Source organism: Haloarcula sp. CBA1129 (genome assembly GCF_008729015.1).
Taxonomy (GTDB): Archaea; Halobacteriota; Halobacteria; order Halobacteriales; family Haloarculaceae; genus Haloarcula.
The window spans coordinates 2149479-2166650 of record NZ_RKSM01000001.1; the positions used below are offsets into that span (position 1 = coordinate 2149479).

The 17172-nt window shown below is 64.0% G+C and carries 20 protein-coding genes and 2 tRNA genes; all 22 read right to left on the bottom strand.

What is annotated here, in order from left to right; genetic code table 11:
* Window positions 1–18: 18 nt before the first annotated feature.
* A complete protein-coding gene (gene idsA3 / locus Har1129_RS10750; protein WP_151100649.1) occupies window positions 19–1059 on the bottom strand; it encodes a geranylfarnesyl diphosphate synthase in 1041 nt (346 codons plus the stop codon).
* 4 nt (window positions 1060–1063) lie between these two features.
* On the bottom strand, window positions 1064–2410 hold the full coding sequence (locus Har1129_RS10755; RefSeq protein ID WP_151100650.1) for a ribonuclease J: 1347 nt from the start codon (window positions 2408–2410) through the stop codon (window positions 1064–1066).
* 264 nt (window positions 2411–2674) lie between these two features.
* Entirely contained in the window at window positions 2675–4087 is a 1413-nt protein-coding gene (locus Har1129_RS10760; protein ID WP_151100651.1) for a hypothetical protein, read from the bottom strand.
* A 254-nt stretch (window positions 4088–4341) separates the two neighbouring features.
* Window positions 4342–5094 carry an isopentenyl phosphate kinase gene (locus Har1129_RS10765; protein WP_151100652.1) on the bottom strand — a complete coding sequence of 251 codons (753 nt, stop codon included), beginning with the start codon at window positions 5092–5094 and terminating at the stop codon, window positions 4342–4344.
* On the bottom strand, window positions 5091–6074 hold the full coding sequence (gene mvk / locus Har1129_RS10770) for a mevalonate kinase (RefSeq protein WP_151100653.1): 984 nt from the start codon (window positions 6072–6074) through the stop codon (window positions 5091–5093). Before mvk ends, Har1129_RS10765 begins: the two co-directional genes overlap by 4 nt.
* A gap of 67 nt (window positions 6075–6141) precedes the next feature.
* A complete protein-coding gene (locus Har1129_RS10775) occupies window positions 6142–8322 on the bottom strand; it encodes a PAS domain S-box protein (protein ID WP_151100654.1) in 2181 nt (726 codons plus the stop codon).
* Window positions 8323–8698: 376 nt separating this feature from the next.
* Complete coding sequence (locus Har1129_RS10785; protein WP_151100656.1) at window positions 8699–10036, bottom strand: cytochrome P450; 1338 nt, start codon at window positions 10034–10036, stop codon at window positions 8699–8701.
* Window positions 10037–10106: 70 nt separating this feature from the next.
* A complete protein-coding gene (locus Har1129_RS10790) occupies window positions 10107–10487 on the bottom strand; it encodes a DUF5518 domain-containing protein (protein ID WP_151100657.1) in 381 nt (126 codons plus the stop codon).
* A gap of 58 nt (window positions 10488–10545) precedes the next feature.
* Entirely contained in the window at window positions 10546–10929 is a 384-nt protein-coding gene (locus tag Har1129_RS10795; protein WP_151100658.1) for a DUF5518 domain-containing protein, read from the bottom strand.
* A 103-nt stretch (window positions 10930–11032) separates the two neighbouring features.
* Window positions 11033–11854 (bottom strand): 30S ribosomal protein S2, encoded by an 822-nt coding sequence (rpsB, locus tag Har1129_RS10800; protein WP_151100659.1) that lies wholly within the window; start codon window positions 11852–11854, stop codon window positions 11033–11035.
* Complete coding sequence (gene eno / locus Har1129_RS10805) at window positions 11851–13056, bottom strand: phosphopyruvate hydratase (protein ID WP_151100660.1); 1206 nt, start codon at window positions 13054–13056, stop codon at window positions 11851–11853. The genes rpsB and eno overlap by 4 nt, the downstream gene beginning before the upstream one ends.
* A gap of 2 nt (window positions 13057–13058) precedes the next feature.
* Window positions 13059–13232 (bottom strand): DNA-directed RNA polymerase subunit K, encoded by a 174-nt coding sequence (locus Har1129_RS10810; protein WP_004516796.1) that lies wholly within the window; start codon window positions 13230–13232, stop codon window positions 13059–13061.
* Entirely contained in the window at window positions 13229–13429 is a 201-nt protein-coding gene (locus Har1129_RS10815) for a DNA-directed RNA polymerase subunit N (RefSeq protein WP_023843157.1), read from the bottom strand. Before Har1129_RS10815 ends, Har1129_RS10810 begins: the two co-directional genes overlap by 4 nt.
* Window positions 13430–13441: 12 nt before the next feature.
* Window positions 13442–13840: a 30S ribosomal protein S9 gene (locus tag Har1129_RS10820; protein WP_004516798.1), complete on the bottom strand. Its 399-nt coding sequence runs from the start codon at window positions 13838–13840 to the stop codon at window positions 13442–13444.
* Window positions 13834–14271 (bottom strand): 50S ribosomal protein L13, encoded by a 438-nt coding sequence (locus Har1129_RS10825; protein ID WP_008310363.1) that lies wholly within the window; start codon window positions 14269–14271, stop codon window positions 13834–13836. The genes Har1129_RS10820 and Har1129_RS10825 overlap by 7 nt, the downstream gene beginning before the upstream one ends.
* The gene (locus tag Har1129_RS10830; protein ID WP_004516800.1) at window positions 14268–14618 is read right to left on the bottom strand and encodes a 50S ribosomal protein L18e; all 351 of its coding nucleotides are present in this window, start codon (window positions 14616–14618) and stop codon (window positions 14268–14270) included. The genes Har1129_RS10825 and Har1129_RS10830 overlap by 4 nt, the downstream gene beginning before the upstream one ends.
* 24 nt (window positions 14619–14642) lie before the next feature.
* A tRNA-Leu gene (locus Har1129_RS10835) sits at window positions 14643–14727 on the bottom strand.
* A 104-nt stretch (window positions 14728–14831) separates the two neighbouring features.
* A complete protein-coding gene (locus Har1129_RS10840) occupies window positions 14832–15611 on the bottom strand; it encodes a DNA-directed RNA polymerase subunit D (RefSeq protein ID WP_151100661.1) in 780 nt (259 codons plus the stop codon).
* A 3-nt stretch (window positions 15612–15614) separates the two neighbouring features.
* Window positions 15615–16004, bottom strand: a complete 390-nt coding sequence (locus Har1129_RS10845) for a 30S ribosomal protein S11 (protein WP_004516802.1) — start codon at window positions 16002–16004, stop codon at window positions 15615–15617.
* Entirely contained in the window at window positions 16001–16516 is a 516-nt protein-coding gene (locus tag Har1129_RS10850) for a 30S ribosomal protein S4 (RefSeq protein ID WP_004516803.1), read from the bottom strand. The genes Har1129_RS10845 and Har1129_RS10850 overlap by 4 nt, the downstream gene beginning before the upstream one ends.
* Window positions 16516–17049, bottom strand: coding sequence for a 30S ribosomal protein S13 (locus Har1129_RS10855; RefSeq protein ID WP_151100662.1), 534 nt, complete (start codon window positions 17047–17049; stop codon window positions 16516–16518). Before Har1129_RS10855 ends, Har1129_RS10850 begins: the two co-directional genes overlap by 1 nt.
* A gap of 21 nt (window positions 17050–17070) precedes the next feature.
* Window positions 17071–17155 (bottom strand) — tRNA-Ser (locus Har1129_RS10860).
* Window positions 17156–17172 lie beyond the last annotated feature (17 nt).

A 17172-nucleotide genomic window follows, 5' to 3' on the forward strand; every position in this document is an offset into this window, starting at 1 on the left:
ACGGCCGCCGAACCGCGCTCAGTAGTCGCGCTCGACGAGGTAGTTCGCGATACCTTCAAGCAGGTAGCGGGCCTCGTTGTCCGGGAGGACTTCGAGGTTCTGCTTGCCGCTGGCGATGAGATCCTGCCCGGTCTGGCGGGCGTACTCGATGGACCCCACCTCTCGCAGGCGCTCGACCGCCTCGTCGATTTCGGCCTCCGAGACGGCGTCAACGGAGTCCGTGTCGATGAGCGCGCCCACGTCGACACCCTGCTGGCGAGCGTGCAGCGTCACCAGCGTCTGCTTGTTCTCGACGAGGTCCGAACCGCGCTGTTTGCCCAGTTTCTCGGAGGGCGTCGTCAGGTCAAGCAGGTCGTCCTGAATCTGGAACGCGCGACCCACGTCGAGCCCGTAGTTGTACAGGGCGTCGACAGTCTCCTCGTCGGCCCCGAGCAGTGTGGCCGGAATCGAGGCAGCCGCGCCATACAGCACGGCCGTCTTGAGTTCGACCATCTCCAGATACTCCTCGGGCGTGACGACATCGCGTTGCTCGAACTCGATGTCGAGGGACTGGCCCTCACAGATGCGGGTACACGTCGTCGCGAGTCGCTTGTTCGCCTCGACGCTTCGTTCGGGGGCCGCACCCGTATCGAGCAGGAACTCGAATGCTTTGGAGTACAGCGTGTCGCCGGCGAGAATTGCCGTCGAGAGGTCGTACTCCTTGTGGACGGCGGGCACCCCGCGCCGGAGCGCGTCGTCGTCCATGATATCGTCGTGGATGAGCGTGAACGTCTGGATGACCTCGATGGCGAGGGCAGCCGACATCATATCGGCCTGCCCGCCCGCAAGCGTCGGGAAGTCACGGTAGTCTGCCGTCAGCGGGTCGACATCGAGCAGCGACTCCGCGACCAGCAGCAGGACCGTCGGGCGGAGCCGTTTCCCGCCCGCGTCCAGCAGGTAGCGCGACGCCTCGTAGAGGTGGTCCGGTTTCTGCACCGGAAGGTCCTCGGGAAGGGCGTCGTTGACCCGGTCTCGTCGGGCGACAATCGCGTCTTCGACCTGCTGATGGCGTTCGGACATCGATTTACTCGGTGAGCTTGATCATGTTGCCGTTGCGGGTGATGTGGAGGTCCCGTCCGGCTTTGTAGCCCATGTCTTCCGCGAGGTCGACGTACGGCGCGAACCCTTCGAGGCTCTGGTGGGCCGGGATGACGTTCTTCGGCTGGAGCGCGTCGAGCATCTCGTAGTGGCCCTCACTGCGGAGGTGGCCCGACACGTGGATGTCGTCGTAGATGCGTGCACCCTGCATACCTAGGAGCTTCTCGGACTGGTAGCGTTGGCCCTCGTTGGTCGGTTCCGGAATGACCCGGGCCGAGAACAGCACCTTGTCGCCGTCGTCTAGCTCGTAGGGCGTCTCGCCGCGACCCATGCGGGTGAGCATCGCGCGCGGCTCGCCTTGGTGGCCGGTGACGATGGGGAAGAAGTTCTCCTTGCCCTCGTTCATGATCCGCTTGAACGTCCGGTCGACGGACTTGCGGTGGCCGTACATCCCCAGATCTTCCGGGAAGTCGACGAAGTCCAGTCGCTCAGCGGTACCGGAGTATTTCTCCATCGAGCGGCCCAGCAGCACCGGCTGGCGGCCGATGTCGTCGGCGAACTCGACGAGGCTCTTGACACGCGCGATGTGTGAGGAGAACGTCGTCGCGACGATACCGCCGTCGTAGTCCTCGATGCTCGTCATGACGTCCTTGAGGTGAGTTCGAGCGACGTTCTCGGACGGTGTGCGGCCCTTCTTTCCGGCGTTCGTACAGTCCTCGATGTAACAGAGGACGCCCTCGCCCTCGCGACCGATCTCGCGGAACCGCTTCATGTCGATGGGGTCGCCGATGACCGGCGTGTGGTCCATCCGCTTGTCAAGCCCGTAGACGACTGCGCCTTCCGGCGTGTGGAGCACGGGGTTGATGGCGTCGATGATGGAGTGTGTGACGTTGACGAACTCTAGTTCGTTGCGCTCGCCGATGGACATCGTCTCGCCGGCGCTCATCTTGACGAGGTCGTTCTGGACGCCGAACTTCTCCTCGCTCTTGATCTGCTGTTTGACGAGTTCGATGGTGAACGGCGACGCGACGATAGGTGCGTCGTAGCGGTGGGCGAGCTTGGATATCGCACCGATGTGGTCGAGGTGACCGTGTGTCGGCACGATGGCCTTCACGTCGCCCTCCAAATCGGACATGACCCGGTCGTCCGGAATGGCACCCATGTCGATGAGGTCCAGCGAGTGCATCCGTTCCGTCTCGACGTTGTCGTGAATCAGTACCTTCGAGAGGTTCAGGCCCATGTCGAAGATGACGACGTCGTCCCCTGCACGGACGGCCGTCATCTGTCGGCCTACAGCCTCGTAACCGCCAATTGTCGCAATTTCGACTTCCATGGTTGTAGCTCCGAGTGGAAAGCCGGCCGCGGGCATCCGGTGGGGCACGGCAACGACGGTATCTGCAATGTAGGCGACATTGTCCGCGTCGGCGCTCCAGGCCAGTCGGGTACGCCCGTAGCCTGTGCAACCGCAGTGGGAGGGACTTCCGTCCCGCAACTTACATCCGCCGTCTGCCGGCCGCCGAACCGCAGTCCGCGGGCGGCCGTGCGCTCGGTTACTCCGGACTACAACGGCGCTTCTTAAAACGGTGTGGGTTCGTCGCTACTTGTCGTCTAGGGGGTCCGAGAGCGGGTCGTCATCACTGGAAACGTCGAAGCCGGTGACACTGTCCTCCGCGGGCGTCGAGTCCTCGTCAGCAGTCGTCTCCGTGTCCTGTGACTCTGTCTCGCTCTGCACACTTTCGTCAGCCTCAGCTCCGGGCTGTTCGTCTGCAGCGCCGCCAAACAGGTCGTCTGCCGTCCGCGGACCGCTGGACGTGTCTGTCTCGTCGGTTTCGTCGAGTAGTCGGGTATCCTGAGTCACGGCGTCGTGCTGGTCAGCCTCGTCAGCGTCCAGATTGCCGACACCTGCGGGGTCGGTCTCGGCTTCAGATTCGAGTCCCCTGTCGTCGGCCGGTGCTGGCTCGTCGGCTCCCCAGTCGTCAGCCGCCGCGGGTTCCTCGCTCTGCGTGTCGAACTCCGCAGGGTCCGGCGGCGTCCATTCCTGTGGCTCCGTGCTCGGTTCCGACTCCGCAGCAGCGTCCTCCGCGAGCAGGTCGCGGTCCGACTGCTCGCTGGGTTCGGGCTGAGGGTCCTCCGAGTCCGAGTCGTCGGCGAGATTAGTTGGGGATGGCTCCGCAGTGGTGTCGTCCGCAGTCTCAGGTTCCGGGCTGGGTGCGTTTTCGGCCGACTGTTGGTTCGGTCTCTGTTCGTCCTGTGCCGCCGCGGCCGTCTCCACGGCGTCTGCATCTGCCGCCGAGGCCATCGTCTCGTCAGCCAACGGTGGTTCCGGTGTGTCGTCGGCTGTTAGGGGGCCCTCATCCGTCGCTGGGTCAGCATCTGCTGCCGGATCATCGTCAGTTGCCGCCGCCGGATCGTCGCCAGCCTCGGCCGCTGCAGTGTCGGCAGCAGACGGCGCTACCGCGTCGGATGGGGCAAGGTCTTGCTGTGCGGATGCTTGGGTCCCCGATTCACCGGAGGAGTCGGCGTCCGCCTCGGAGTCCGCGACTGGTTCCGACACCTCGGACTCGCCCATCGCCGGCTCGACAGACGCGGGGTCGTCGGCCGGCTCGGGACCCTGAGAAACTGCTGGCTCAGGCTCGGCCGGTTCTGGCGTCGGTTCATCGGAACCCGACGCCGGTTCGGAAGCGGGCGCAGCGGTACCATCGGCCGTTTCAGTCGCTACCGCATCACTCGCTGTCCGGGCCGCAAGCGTCCCTGCCATCGTCGCGTCGGCGATGAGCTTGTGGGACAGGCCGAGCAGGCCGGAGAGTAACAGGAGTCCGCCGAGCGTACCGACAACGATCCCGAGTACCGCGCGATAGCCTTGCGTCCCCGAGAACGAGTCGAGCGAGCCGTTCTGTATCAGCACGTACCCTGCAGCGATGAGGCCGCCACCGACGCCGGCGACGACGAGCAATGTCCCGAGAAACCTCGTTCCGTATCGATAGACGTCGGTCAGACCTACTGCAGACATAGTCGCATAATTGATAACAGAGGACAAATATGTTACGACAGTTGAGAAAGTGATATTTAAATTAGCTGTCCGATACATCCGGGTAGGACTACCGCTGGAGCAGGCTGCCTGCGCTCGCTATTGCCCAATACCGCCGGCTGTAACATCCCGACAGCAAGCGACACCTCGGGAGCCGAGTCTCTCCATGTACTGACAGCCAACAGTACGAGTCGTGCTCTGGGCCGGACCCGCTGACGACAGTCACAGCAGTCCCATCAGTCGGCGTCATCACCAGCGATAGTCGTTCCCGGGCTGTCACCGGCGAGAAACGCGGGGAGCGCGTCGGGGCCGAACACGAGGGCAGGGGCCGAAAGTGCAAGCAGCGCACGGACCTTGCCGGCCATCCCGCCTGACACATCCGTCGCGTCGCTGCCACCCAGCGCTGGTGCGACGGCCTCGAATGTCTCGATCCGGTCGATGATAGTTCCGTCCGAATCGAGAACGCCGGGAACAGTCGAGCAGACACCGACCCGCTCGGCGTCGACAGCGGGTGCGAGTTCAACGATCAGTTCATCGCCGCTCAGGACCGTCGCGCCCGCGCCAGCGTGTGCGACGAGGTCGCCGTGGAGGACCGGAACGAACCCTTCCTCCAGCAGTGTCGTGATCTGCGCTGTCGGTAGCGAGAGGTCGCCATCGGCGTCGCGCGTGGCTGCCGAGAACGGATGGATTGGGACGGCCGGGACCCCTTGCTCTGTAAGCGCATCCACGACAGCGGTGTTGAGCCGACACATCGCGCCGTGGATGGCCTGCACGCCGTCCACGTCGTGGGTCCCTTCGGTCGTACTGACGCCGTATTCGGCGGCGTAGTGATGGCCGTAGCTCCCGCCGCCATGAACGATGACGATATCCTCGCCGACTGCCGATTCGACGATAGCCGACACCGCAGCCGACAGAGCCGCCTGATCGACCGTCTCGGGTTCGTCTTTCTCCGTGATGACGCTCCCGCCGAGTTTGAGGACGACTGTCATTCCTGCCGGACCCCGTCAGTGTCCAGTTCGGCCCGGAAGACGTTCTCACAGCCCGGCGTGTACTTGAGCGCCGTGAGCGCGTCGTCCGTCTCGTCCAGCGCGACGATACAACCACCGCCACCGGCCCCAGTGAGCTTCGCGCCGTGTGCGTCGGCGTCGCGGGCCGCCCATACCATCGAGTCCAGCGACCGCGAGGAGACGCCCAGCGCCGAGAGCAGTCCGTGGTTGAAATCCATCAGGTCCCCCAAGCGCTCGTAGTCGCCTGTTTCAAGCACCGTCTCGCCCTCACGGACGATATCGCCGATTGCCGCGACGGTGTCGGCGGCGAAGTCGTACTCCTCCCGGAGGTCCCGGACGCCGGCGACCAGCGCCCCGGTGTCGCCGGCCCCACCGTCGTAGCCGATGACGAAGGGGAGAGTGTCGATGCCGTCCAGCCGTCTGCAGTCGTCGCCCTCCACGCGGACCGCCCCGCCCATCGCCGAGCAGAACGTGTCCGCCCGTGAGGCCTGTCCGTCCTGTACCGCGTGCTCGACCTGATAGGCGCGGTCGGCGATATCACTCGCCGGCAGTTCGACGCCGAGTTCCCTTGTTGCCGCGTCTATCGCCGCGACGACGAGCGCGGCTGACGAGCCCAGTCCCGCCCCGAGCGGGATGTCGCCCTCGACAGATATCTCGAAGCCCGCCTCCGGCGCGTCGGCAGCGTCACGGGCCTGTGCCACCGCTTCGTTGACGTACCCCATCCCAGCCTCGACAAGCGATTCGGCGACATCCACGTCCGGATGGCTCTCTCCGTCACCGGAGTACTCGACGGTAAAGCCATCCAGTTGCAAGTCGTTCGTATGGATGCGCAATCCCTGATCGATCTCAGTTGCTGTCACATGCACTCGCCGCTCGATGGCGCAGGGCACCGCCGGCTCGCCGTAGACGACCGCGTGCTCCCCGAACAGGTACACCTTCCCGGGAGCGCTCGACGTGACCATACCCGCCCGTGTGCACCCCGGGCGTTAGGCGTTTTCGGAGTCGACGGTCAGGAAGAACATCGGGGTACTACCCGGACACAGTGTCAACGTCGGTGAACTCGAAGCGAGCGCCGCCGTCGGTTCCGCTGACGACGCGGACTGTCCAACCGTGGGCGTCAGCGACCTGTTTCACGATACTCAGGCCGAACCCAGTCCCGTCGACCGCTGTCGAGTAGCCGGCGTCGAACACGTCTCTGCGGTCGGCCACAGGGATGCCGGGGCCGTCGTCCGCAACGTAGAAGCCGTCAGCCAGTTCGCCGACGGTCACGGTTACGTCGTCACCGCCGTGTTCGACTGCATTGCGGATGAGATTCTCGAACAGTTGGCGGAGACGGCTCTCGTCGGCGCGGATCGGGCGGGCGATGTCAGTGCGGAGCGCCGCGGCTTTTGTATCGACGTTTTGCCAGCATGTCTGGACGAACGGTTCGAGGTCAACCGCGACGGGCGAAGCGGGTGACGACCCGTCGCGTGCGAGCGTGAGTAGGTCGTCGATGAGCGTATCCATTCGCTGGTGTGCGCTGTCGATAGCATCGAGATGTTCGCTATCAGACTCCTCACGCAGGAGCTTGAGGCGTCCGCGCGCGACGGTCAGCGGGTTCCGAAGGTCGTGGCTGACAACACTGGCGAACTGCTCGAGCTGTTCGTTTTGCTGTTCGAGTTCCTGCTCGCGCTCCTTGCGCTCCGTAATATCACGGCTGATCGCCAAGAACCGGTCCTCGCCGTCGAGACTGAGCCGAAGCAGATGTACTTCGACCGGCATCGTCGACCCATCGCGGCGTTCGTACAGGCCTTCGAACTTGCGCCGTTCGTTGACACTGAACCCGGAAAGCTGTGTCTGTACGTCCTCGGCGTCGAACTTCCGGTCGAACTCCCAGATCGACCGCCCGAGCACCTCGCTCTCGTCGTACCCCAACTCCGCACAGAACCGCTGGTTCACCTCGCAAATCGTCCCATTGGAATCAAGGACATCGATCATATCCGGTGAGTTCTCGAAGAGAGCTTCGAGCCGTGACGATGTTTCCTCTAACCGCTTCTCGCGGCGTTTCCGCGCCGTGATATCCTGCTGGAACCCCACATAGTTGACGACTGTCCCGTCATCGTCGCGAACCGGCGCGATCCGCACCCGGTTCCAGAATTCTGTCCCGTCCTTCCGGTAGTTCCGAAGTTCGACCGTCACGCGTTCCTCTGCATCGATCGCGCCCCGCATCGTGGCAACAGGCTCCGGGTCGGTGTTTTCGCCCTGAAGAACCCGGCAGTTCTTCCCGAGCAGTTCCGAGTGTGAGTAGCCAGTCAGGTCGCGGTAGTGCTCGTTGGCGTATATCAGTGGATTGTCCGGCTGGGTAGGGTCAGTGATGGTGACGCCGACTGGGGCCTCGTCTATCGCGCGTTTGTTCCGGAGCAGTTCCCGTTCACGCTCTTTCCGGTCGGTAACATCACGGGCGACGCCGACGATTCCGTCGATGACTCCATCGACGAGTAGCGGTGTTAGTTGGTACGCGATCACCGCATGTCCGTGGCCGGGGAATTCCGCTTCGATTTCACCGCTAAGTTTCTCCCGCGTTCCATCGAGTAGTTCCTGATAGCGGTCTGTCTCACCTTCGGCTCGGATATGTGGAACGAGCCGGCTAGTCTGGCCTTCGAGTTCGGCACATGTCGCGTCGTACCACTCCGCCAACGCCTCGTTGACGGTTTTGAACCGTCCCGCAGCATCGTATATACAGGCCGTCTCCTGCATGGCGTTGACCATCCGCTTGTAGCTCTGGAGCGCTTGGGTCCGCTCGCTGACAGCCTGCTGTGAGCGGTAGTGGTTGACGGCGTCCGTTATTCGGTTCGCCAGACCGGCATGCTGTTCGGTACCCGGCTCTTTCTTGAGGTAGTCCGTGACACCAGCCGAAATCGCCTCACTGGCGACTCCCTCGCTCCCCTGCGCGGTGTAGATAATAAACGGGAGGTCCGGGTGCCCGTCGCGAACCGTCTCCAGAAGCTCGATACCGTTCCCGTCAGACAGGGTGTAGTCGGAGACGAGGCAGTCTACGGTATCGTCAGCCAGCCTTGCCACAGCTCCGTCGACGGTACACGCCGTTTCGACTGTGATGCGGTCGTTCTCGCGTTCAAGCGCCGTCGACAGCGCCTCGGTGTCATCCGAGTCGATGCCGACATAGAGGACCCGGACCCTGTCGTCCCCGTTGGCAGCGGTCTCAGACATCATCCGGTATCCTGTTTGGGTCCAGTTGTTGCGCCGAGATAGCTGTCGCTCCACCGGTCAAGAGTACCCGGAGCGATATCGCTCTGGGAACTGTCTCGGGACAGGGCCGGTCGCAGGACAACTGCAAACGGCGCGGGACGGTTGCCGCCAGTGATGTTCTGCAGCAGTGTCATGGTGGTCAAGTAGTTGGTTGTGAGCGGAAGCTTCCCGCAGTGACTGTGGCTGAATCCGGTCATCGGAGTGACGTGCAGGTCCGCTTTTCTTGCACGTTAACACGGGGCTCTACAGTAAATAGCTGGTGACGAGGTCGCTGTCGCGTCGGACCGACGCTGTGGCAGGCGACGGCGATGCCGGAGCGGTCATCTCGGAGTGCACATCTCTACCGTTTCCGCACGCGCATCGACATTTCTTGACGGGGATGGGCAGTCAGCGACGGCAACAGTTCTAGGGGCGTTTCGCCTTGGAACTCCAGCCGGTACTGGCTGGCCGTGGTCGCGGTGATGAGTTGTGCTTCGAGCATCGCGAGATGCTTCCCGATACAGTGGCGCGGCCCGCCACCGAACGGGAAGTAGGCAAACCGTGGGCGTTCACTGGCTCGCTCGGGCTTCCAGCGCTCCGGGTCGAACGTCTCGGGATCGTCGTAGAACCGCTCGGAGCGGTGGACGCCCCACTGTGGGACCATCAGCGTTGTCCCCGAGTCGACCTCGTAGCCCGACAGCGTCACATCCTCGGTCGGTTCCCGGAAGATCGTGTACACCGGTGGGTAGAGCCGCATCGCTTCCTGAATCACCCATTCGAGGTAGTCCAGTTCGCGGACGTGTTCCATCCCCGGCCGGTCGTCGCCGATGACGTCGTCCAGTTCCTCGTGGACCCGCTGTTCGACCCCGGGGTGTTCCGACAGCAAGAACCACGTGTAGGTCAGCGTCAGCGCCGTCGTGTCGTGGCCCGCAAGCAGCATCGTCATCATCTCGTCGCGGAGTTGCTCGGGCGACTGGTTCCCCTCGTCGCGAGCGCGCAGGAGCACCGACAGGAAGTCCATCGGGCCGTCCTCGTCCGTTCCAAGCGAATCCTCGCGGACCGCGATAATATCGTCCAGCACCGCATCCAGCGTCTGTACGGCGCGGTCGAACTCGGCGTCATCGGGCATCGGCATCCACTCCGGCATGGCAAATCGGATGGGGTCCGGCTCGAACCGCTGGCCTAGCGGGAGCAGTTGCTCCTCAATGGTCTGTACTCGCTGTTCGGAGAGTTCGACGCCCATCATCAGGTCCAGAATCACGTCCAGCGTGACCCGGGTCATCGACTGTTCGGCGTCGATGACATCGCCGTGGGACCAGTCGGCAATCCGGTCCTCCGCGTGGCCGGTGATTCGGTCGGCCATCCCCGACAGCCGCGCCATCGAGAAGGCGGGGTTCGCGAGCTTTCGCTGCTGCTCCCACGTCTCACCCTCGCTCAGCAATAGCCCGTCACCAAGCAGGTCGCCCAGTGCGTCGCCCTGAAAGTCGGGCTTGCGGAACTGGTCAGCCTCCGAGACCAGCACGCGTTCGATTGCCGTCGGGTCACACAGCATGACCGTGTCCATCGGCCCCATGTCGAAACGGGCGACATCGCCGTAAGCCCGCTCCAGCGCCGAGATGAACCGGAACGGGTCCCGAGCGTACGTCCGACTACTGCCGAACAGCGGTTCGCCCTTCGGTCCGGGCGGCGTCTTTGACATCAGCCACAGTTAGTGCCGAACACGCTTGAATGGTATGCCAAATGTCGGAAATCGGGCGGCTCTGGCGCGTTTAGAGCCAGCGGTCGGCGTCAAGGTTCCAGTCAGTGTGTGCGGATACCCAGACGCCACCGAGGCCACCGAGGGCGCTGAGGCCGGCAGTGTACAGCAGGAAGAACGCGAAGACGAGCGCCAGAAACAGGTCGTAGCCCGGTGCGCCGGGCGGAATCCCGAACCCGAGCAGTCCGGCGATGTACAGCGCCGGAATAAAGAGGGCGAGCAGGGGGACCATCGCACAGACGCCGGCCAGCGTCCCCAGCCAGAGCCCGGTTCGGTAGCCGCCGCCGTGGTTCGCCGCGGCGATGGCACCGCCGGCCACCGACGAGAACGGAATGAAAGACAGCGCAATCGTCACGAGTGCCCCGATTCCGGCGTTGATCACCGACTCGCGCATATGCGTTCTCGGTAGTGGGGTCCCCAGTGATGTAGTTACCGACAGCGGGACCCGTCGATCAGTCGCCAATAGTCGTGTCGTATCTGACGTAGTTGCCGAGCCAGCCGCCGAGCGCGCTCAGCCCGAGGAAGTACGCCGCCGTCGTGACCGCCCCCAGAACGAGCACGAGCAACCCCATCGCACCGAACACGCCGAGTGCCTCGGGAACGAACGCCAAGAACGCGGCCAGAAAGACGAACACGACCACGAAGAAGACCAGCGACATCGCTAGCCCAATGACGCCGGACAGGAACCCGACGCGGACCCCGTCGTCTCGGCTGCCCCCTTCGAGGTAGCCAGCGATTCCGCCGCCAAGTAGCGGCGCAAGCGGGACGAATCCGCTCAGCAGTGCGGTCGCGACGGCTCCGATAACGGCGTTGACGAACGTGTCTCCCTCTCCCATTTCCCGTGGCTTCTCCGGGGCTCGTGGTAGGTCTTGTGTTGGCAACACAACGTCGTCGCCACTCGCTTGTCGGCGGGCCGGAAAACGAAACAGTTCAGCGACGTTAGATGTCGGACTCGAAGTCGTCGAGTCCGTACGTCGGCTCGGCACCGCGGCGGTCGAGCGTCTCGTTGGCCAGCAGCCAGTAGACGACCGACAGCGCCTTGCGCCCCTTGTTGTTCGTCGGGACGACCAAGTCGACGTTCGACGTGGTGTTGTTGGAGTCACACATCGCGATGACCGGGATGCCGACCGTGATGGCTTCCTTGACAGCTTGGGCGTCACCGATCGGGTCGGTGACGACCACGATGTCAGGCTCGATGTAGCCGTCGTAGTCGGGGTTGGTCAGCGTGCCGGGGATGAACCGGCCAGTGCGGACGCGTGCGCCAATCGCTTCGGCGAACTTCTCGGCCGGGAACCGGCCGTACTGGCGCGACGACGCGGCCAGAATCTGCTCCGGTTCGTAGTTGGACAGGAAGTCCGCTGCGGTACGGATGCGCTCGTCGGTCATCGAGACGTCCAGCACGTACAGCCCGTCGGTCCGGACGCGGTGGATGAACCGCTCCATGTCCTGGGTCTTCTGCTGGGTCCCGATGTGGACACCAGCGCCGAGGTAATCCTCGACGGGGATGAGGAGGTCAGCTTCCGACTGCTCGTCGGGCATGACGTCCTCGTCCAGCTGTGGGCCGGCGGCCTCGTCGGCCTCGGCTTCTTCGTCAGCCTCCGTGTCGGCATCGGTTGGTTCGGCCTCTGTCGCCTCCGTGGCGTCGTCGGCGGGCTGTTCGGCTTCCGTTTCGGTCTCCGCGTCGACCGCTTCGTCGTCCTCGTCGGACGGGTCGAAGTCGGAGTCTGACGCGTCGAGACCTTCTTTTTCGTTGCCGCTCATACTGCGTTGTCCTCGATACGGATTAGTTCGTTCAGCTTGGCTGTGCGCTCGCCGCCGACCGCGCCGGTCTTGATGAACGGTGCGTCTGTGGCGACAGCGAGGTGTGCGATTGTCGTGTCTTCGGTCTCACCGCTGCGGTGGGAGACCACGGACTCGTAGCCGTTTGCCGTCGCCAGTTCGATGGCGTCGACAGCGTCGGTGAGCGTCCCGATCTGGTTCGGCTTGATCAGGATGGAGTTCCCGGCGTCGGCGTTGATCCCGGCCTGCAGGCGCTCGACGTTCGTGACGAACAGGTCGTCGCCGCAGACGAGCGTCTGGTCACCGACCTGTGCGGTCAGGTCCGCGAAGGCCTCGTAGTCGTTCTCGTCGAGGGGATCCTCGACGTAGACGAGGTCGTACTCCTCGACCTTCCCGGCGATGTACTCGATCTGCTCCTCAGTGGACTTGACGCCGTCGTCGTAGACGTAGCCGTCTTCGTCAGCGTCGTAGAGCTCTGCACCGGCGACGTCGAGTCCGAACGAGATCGCGAAGCCGAAGTCGTCGGCCACGGTCTCGACGGCCTCGTTCATGATCTCGAACGCTTCGTCGTCCGAGACGGATGGTGCCCAAGCGCCCTCGTCGCCCTTGCCTGCTGGCAGGTCGCGGTCGGCCAGAATGTCGTGGACTTCCTGGTGGACCGCGGCGTTGGCGAAGACGGCCTCTTCGACGCTCGGTGCGCCGACGGGTGCCGCGAGGAACTCCTGAATGTTGGTCGCGTCCGCGGCGTGTTCGCCGCCGCCGATGATGTTGCCCAGCGGCGTCGGGTACTCGTTGCCCCGGAAGGTGCCGCCGAGGTGCTGGTACAGCGGTGCGCCCAGCACGTCGGCACCGGCCTTGGCGGCCGCCATCGAGATGGCGACAGCGCTGTTGGCACCGATGCCGGAGAAGTCGTCAGTGCCGTCGGCGGCGTGGAGCGCCGCGTCGACGTCACGCTGGTTTCCGGCGTGGACCTCGCCGATGAGTCGCGGGAGTGCCTCCTCGCGGGCCTTGGCGATGGCCTCGTTGGCGGGGAGTTCGATGGCCTCGTACTCGCCCGTGCTTGCACCGCTCGGTGCCTTGCCACGACCGAAGCCCCCACTCTCGGTGAGAACGTCGGCCTCGACGGTCGCGTTCCCGCGGGAGTCGAGGACGCGGCGGAGTCGGATATCAGTGATGCGCGTCATCGTTAATCACTCCTGTTGACCGTAAACGGTAGGACGCCAGCGTCGTACTCCTCGGCGGCGATGAGTATCGGCTGGGTGTGTTCCGTCTCGATGAGCACGGGAGCACCGTGAGCCAACTGCAGCGCTCGTGCGCCGAGTTTGCGGGCCTTCTCGTAGCGGCTTTCCTGTGCGTTCATTGGTAGGGTGAGACGATGTCGACGAGGTCTTTGTGTGAGACGAGCATCCGGCGACAGCAGTGGCGCTCAACGCCGAGTTCGTCGAGGACCTTCTCCGGGTTCTCGGGCTCCTCGGCCTCGCGGGTGCGTGCCTTGAACTCCTCCCAGTGCTCGCCGACGACGTTACCGCACGTGAAACACCGAACCGGTACCATCATACCTGTATCACCTTAGCGGTACGATTTCTGGTAGCGGGCCCGCGCACCGGGGCCGCCCCACTTCTTGGGTTCGGACTGGCGAACATCGTTGACCAGCAGCGAGCGGTCGAACTCCATGAACGCGTCACGGAGTTCGGCGTCGTTGGTGTGGTCGACGAGCCCGCGAGCGATGGCGGTCCGGGCGGCATCTGCCTGTCCCATGACGCCGCCACCTTCGACGGACACTTCGACGTCGACCTCGCCGCGGAGGTCGTCCTCGGCGATGCGGAACGGTTCCAGCATCTTGAGCTGCGCCAGCTCCGGGTCGACGAGTTCGACCGGCTGCGAGTCGATACGCACGCGGCCCTCACCCTCGCGAACGGTCGCGCGGGCGACGGCGGTCTTCTTCTTGCCAGACGTGTTCGTTACCATGTCTTGTTCGCTCCAAGCGTTTCGCTGATCTCGCCCAGCGTGACGAACTTGATGTTCGACAGTCGGTCAAGCGACGTGCCGTCCAGAACCTCGCCGTCCTCGTCGTACGGGTTGCCGAGGTAGACACGGACGTTCTCGAACGCCTCGCGGCCACGCTGCTTCTTGTGGGGCAGCATGCCACGGATGGTGCGCTTGAAGATACCGTCCGGTCGCTTGGGGTAGAAGTACCCGTTGTCGTTACCGATGTCGACACGTTTCTTGTACTTCTCCGTGATCTGCTCCTCTCGGCCGGTGATCACAGCGCGTTCGGCGTTGACGACAGCGACCGTCTCGCCGTCGAGTGCCTGTTCGGCGACCTGTGATGCGACGCGGCCCATGATACAGTCGCGGGCGTCAACGATGACATCCGCGTCGAACTCTGCGACGCTCATCGGATCACCCGGACGTGGGAGCCTTCTGGGTTGTTTTCGATTGCCTGTTCGAGTGATACAGCCTCTCCAACCTGGTCGATCTTCGTCTCGGCGGTTCCGGAGAAGTCGACAGCGGCGACGGTGACGTCCTTCTGCAGGACACCGGAGCCAAGCACCTTGCCGGGCACAACAACGGTCTCGTCTTCCTGGGCGTATCGTTCGATACGGCCGAGGTTGACTTCCGCGTGTGTGCGCCGTGGCTTTTCTAAGCGCTCGGCGACGTCGCCCCAGACAGCACCGCCCGAACTGCGGGCGGCTGACTTCAGGTCGGCGATGAGACTACTGAGTCTCGGGTTCGTCTTACTCATATGATTCCTCCGTTGTGGGAAAAGTGCAGGGAGCAGGATTTGAACCTGCGGACCCCTACGGGACAGCGCCCTGAACGCTGCGCCGTTGGCCAAACTTGGCTATCCCTGCGCGCGATTGTTCGTTTTGCGTGCCCCGTAAAACCCCTTTCGGTCCTCGCGCTCGGGGAGCGGGCGGTCATCGGTAGTGGTGGGGTGTGTCGGGGCATTGTATCGTTACAGCTGGACTGCGTCTTTCAGTTCGGTCGCGCGGTCACGCAGCGTCTCGACCGCGCGCAGGACCAGTTCCTCGGTGGTGAACGACCCGTCCGTCTCGACGTGGAACACGAACGCGTTCGGCACGTCCGAGACCTCGACATCCTTGCCGGGGTAGCGGTTCCGGAGGTCGTTGTCGAACTCGTCTGTCGCGACGAGTTCGCCGTTGGTGGCGTCGCTGGCAGCGTGTTCGGCTGCCTGCTCTTCGATGACGCCACGCAGGATGTTCGGGTCGTCGTCCTCGAACTCGCCGAGGTCGCCGACGACCTCCACCTGCTGGAGGTGTCGGTAGCCGACGGCCACGCCGCCCTGATGTTTGGCGTGTTCCCGACCTGTGTCGAGGACGGCGTCGGCCTCGACTTCGAGGCGCTGGCCGTCCTTGAGGTCGATGATCGGGATGTTGTCGTCGGCCGCCTCGACCATCGGGTCCGAGGAGACGAGGTCGCTGGAGTAGGCCGTGGCCGGCCCGTCGACGGACAGCGACAGCGTCACTTCGTCACCGACTTCGAAGTCGTCGAGGTCGGTCGTGAGCGGGACCAGTCCCAGTCGGAGACCGATCTGCTCGTTGAACATCACGCTGGTGTTCTCGATGACGCGGACCGTGTCGATACTGAATGTCGGCACGTCCGCGACCATCGCTCGGCGGATGCCGTTGGCGAATGCCGGCGTGATGCCGCGCACGAGGATCCGGGCCTCGCGCTCACCGCGTTCGACGAACTCAACCTCGTAGTCCTGTGTCATTGGTTAGAATCCGGAGTTCTTGGGTGCACGAGTGCCGTCGTGCGGGGTCGGCGTGACGTCCTCGATGCGACCGATCTCCAGTCCTGCTCGGGCGAGTGCGCGGATCGTCGCCTGCGCACCCGGACCGGGCGAGGTCTGGAGGTTGCCGCCGGGACCACGAACGCGAACGTCGACGCCTTCGACGCCACGGTCAAGGGCCTTCTCCGCAACGACCTCGGCCATCTGCATCGCCGCGTACGGCGACGCTTCGTCGCGGTTCTGCTTGACGACCGTCCCGCCGGAGCTCTTTGCGAGCGTCTCCGCGCCGGTCTGGTCGGTGATGGTGATGATCGTGTTGTTGAACGATGCGTGCACGTGGGCGATGCCCCAGATGTCTTCGGTTTCTTCGCTCATTCTTGGGCCTCCGCGCGCTCAGGATGGAGTTCGTCCGACAGCGAGCTGTGCTCGTCGAAGCCGACCGAGCTCTCGACGGCGGTTTCGACCGTCATGCCGGGTCGGGTGACGCGAGCGTCGTCAAGCACGATGTGTCCGTGGACGATGAACTGGCGGGCCTGCTCGGGCGTGTTCGCGTAGCCCTTGCGGTAGACGACCGTCTGCAGGCGACGTTCCAGCACGTCGGTCACGTCAAGCGACAGCACGTCGTCGAGCTGGTCCTGCTCGTTGAGGATGCCGTAGCGCTTGAGTCGAGCGAGGAATTCCTCGGCCTCGGTCTCGTGCTCGCCGGCGCTGCCCAGCAGCTTCCGGGCCTCACGGCGGTAGCCACGAAGCTCGGACTGTGCGCGCCAGAGCTCTTCTTTGTTCTTCAGGCCGTAGCGGCCGATGAGGTTGGCCTCGTCGGCGATACGCTCGCCCTGGAAGGGATGATTCGGCGTCTCGTAGAACTTCGTGTTCGAACCAAGCGCCATTATTCGTCATCCTCCGCGGCGGCTTCCTCAGCCTGCTCTTCTTTAATCGCCTCGACGTTGACGCCGATGGTCCCCTCCGTCCGGCCGGTGGACTTCGTGCGCTGTCCACGGACCTTCTGGCCGCGCTTGTGGCGGACACCGCGGTAGGAGTCGATCATCTTCATGCGGTTGATGTCCTGCCGGCGGGTGAGCTGGAGGTCGTTGCCAGTCTCGTGGGTGGTCTCACCGGTGAAGTAGTCCTTCTGGTGGTTGGCCATCCACTCGGGCACCTCGTCGGCGAAGTTCTCGACGTGGTCGACGACGCGCTCGATGACGTCGTCGTCGAGCTTGCCGAAGACCGAACGTCGGTCGACGTCCGCCTTCTGGGCGATAATTCGGGCGGCCCGGTGGCCGATACCGTTCAGTTCTGTCAGTGCTCGCTCGACGGATTTCGTCCCGTCGAGGTCTGTCTGTCCGATGCGGACGAAATAGCGGATGTCCTCCTCCTCTTCGGCATCCGCGTCCTCGCCCGCGTCTGGGTCTTCTGCACTCATATGTAGGTACTGATGGGTGAGCGTCGTGGCGGGGATTCGAACCCCGGAGGCTGTACGCCACAGAGTTAGCAACCCTGCGCCTTGGGCCAGGCTTGGCTACCACGACACGCGTTCTATGACACT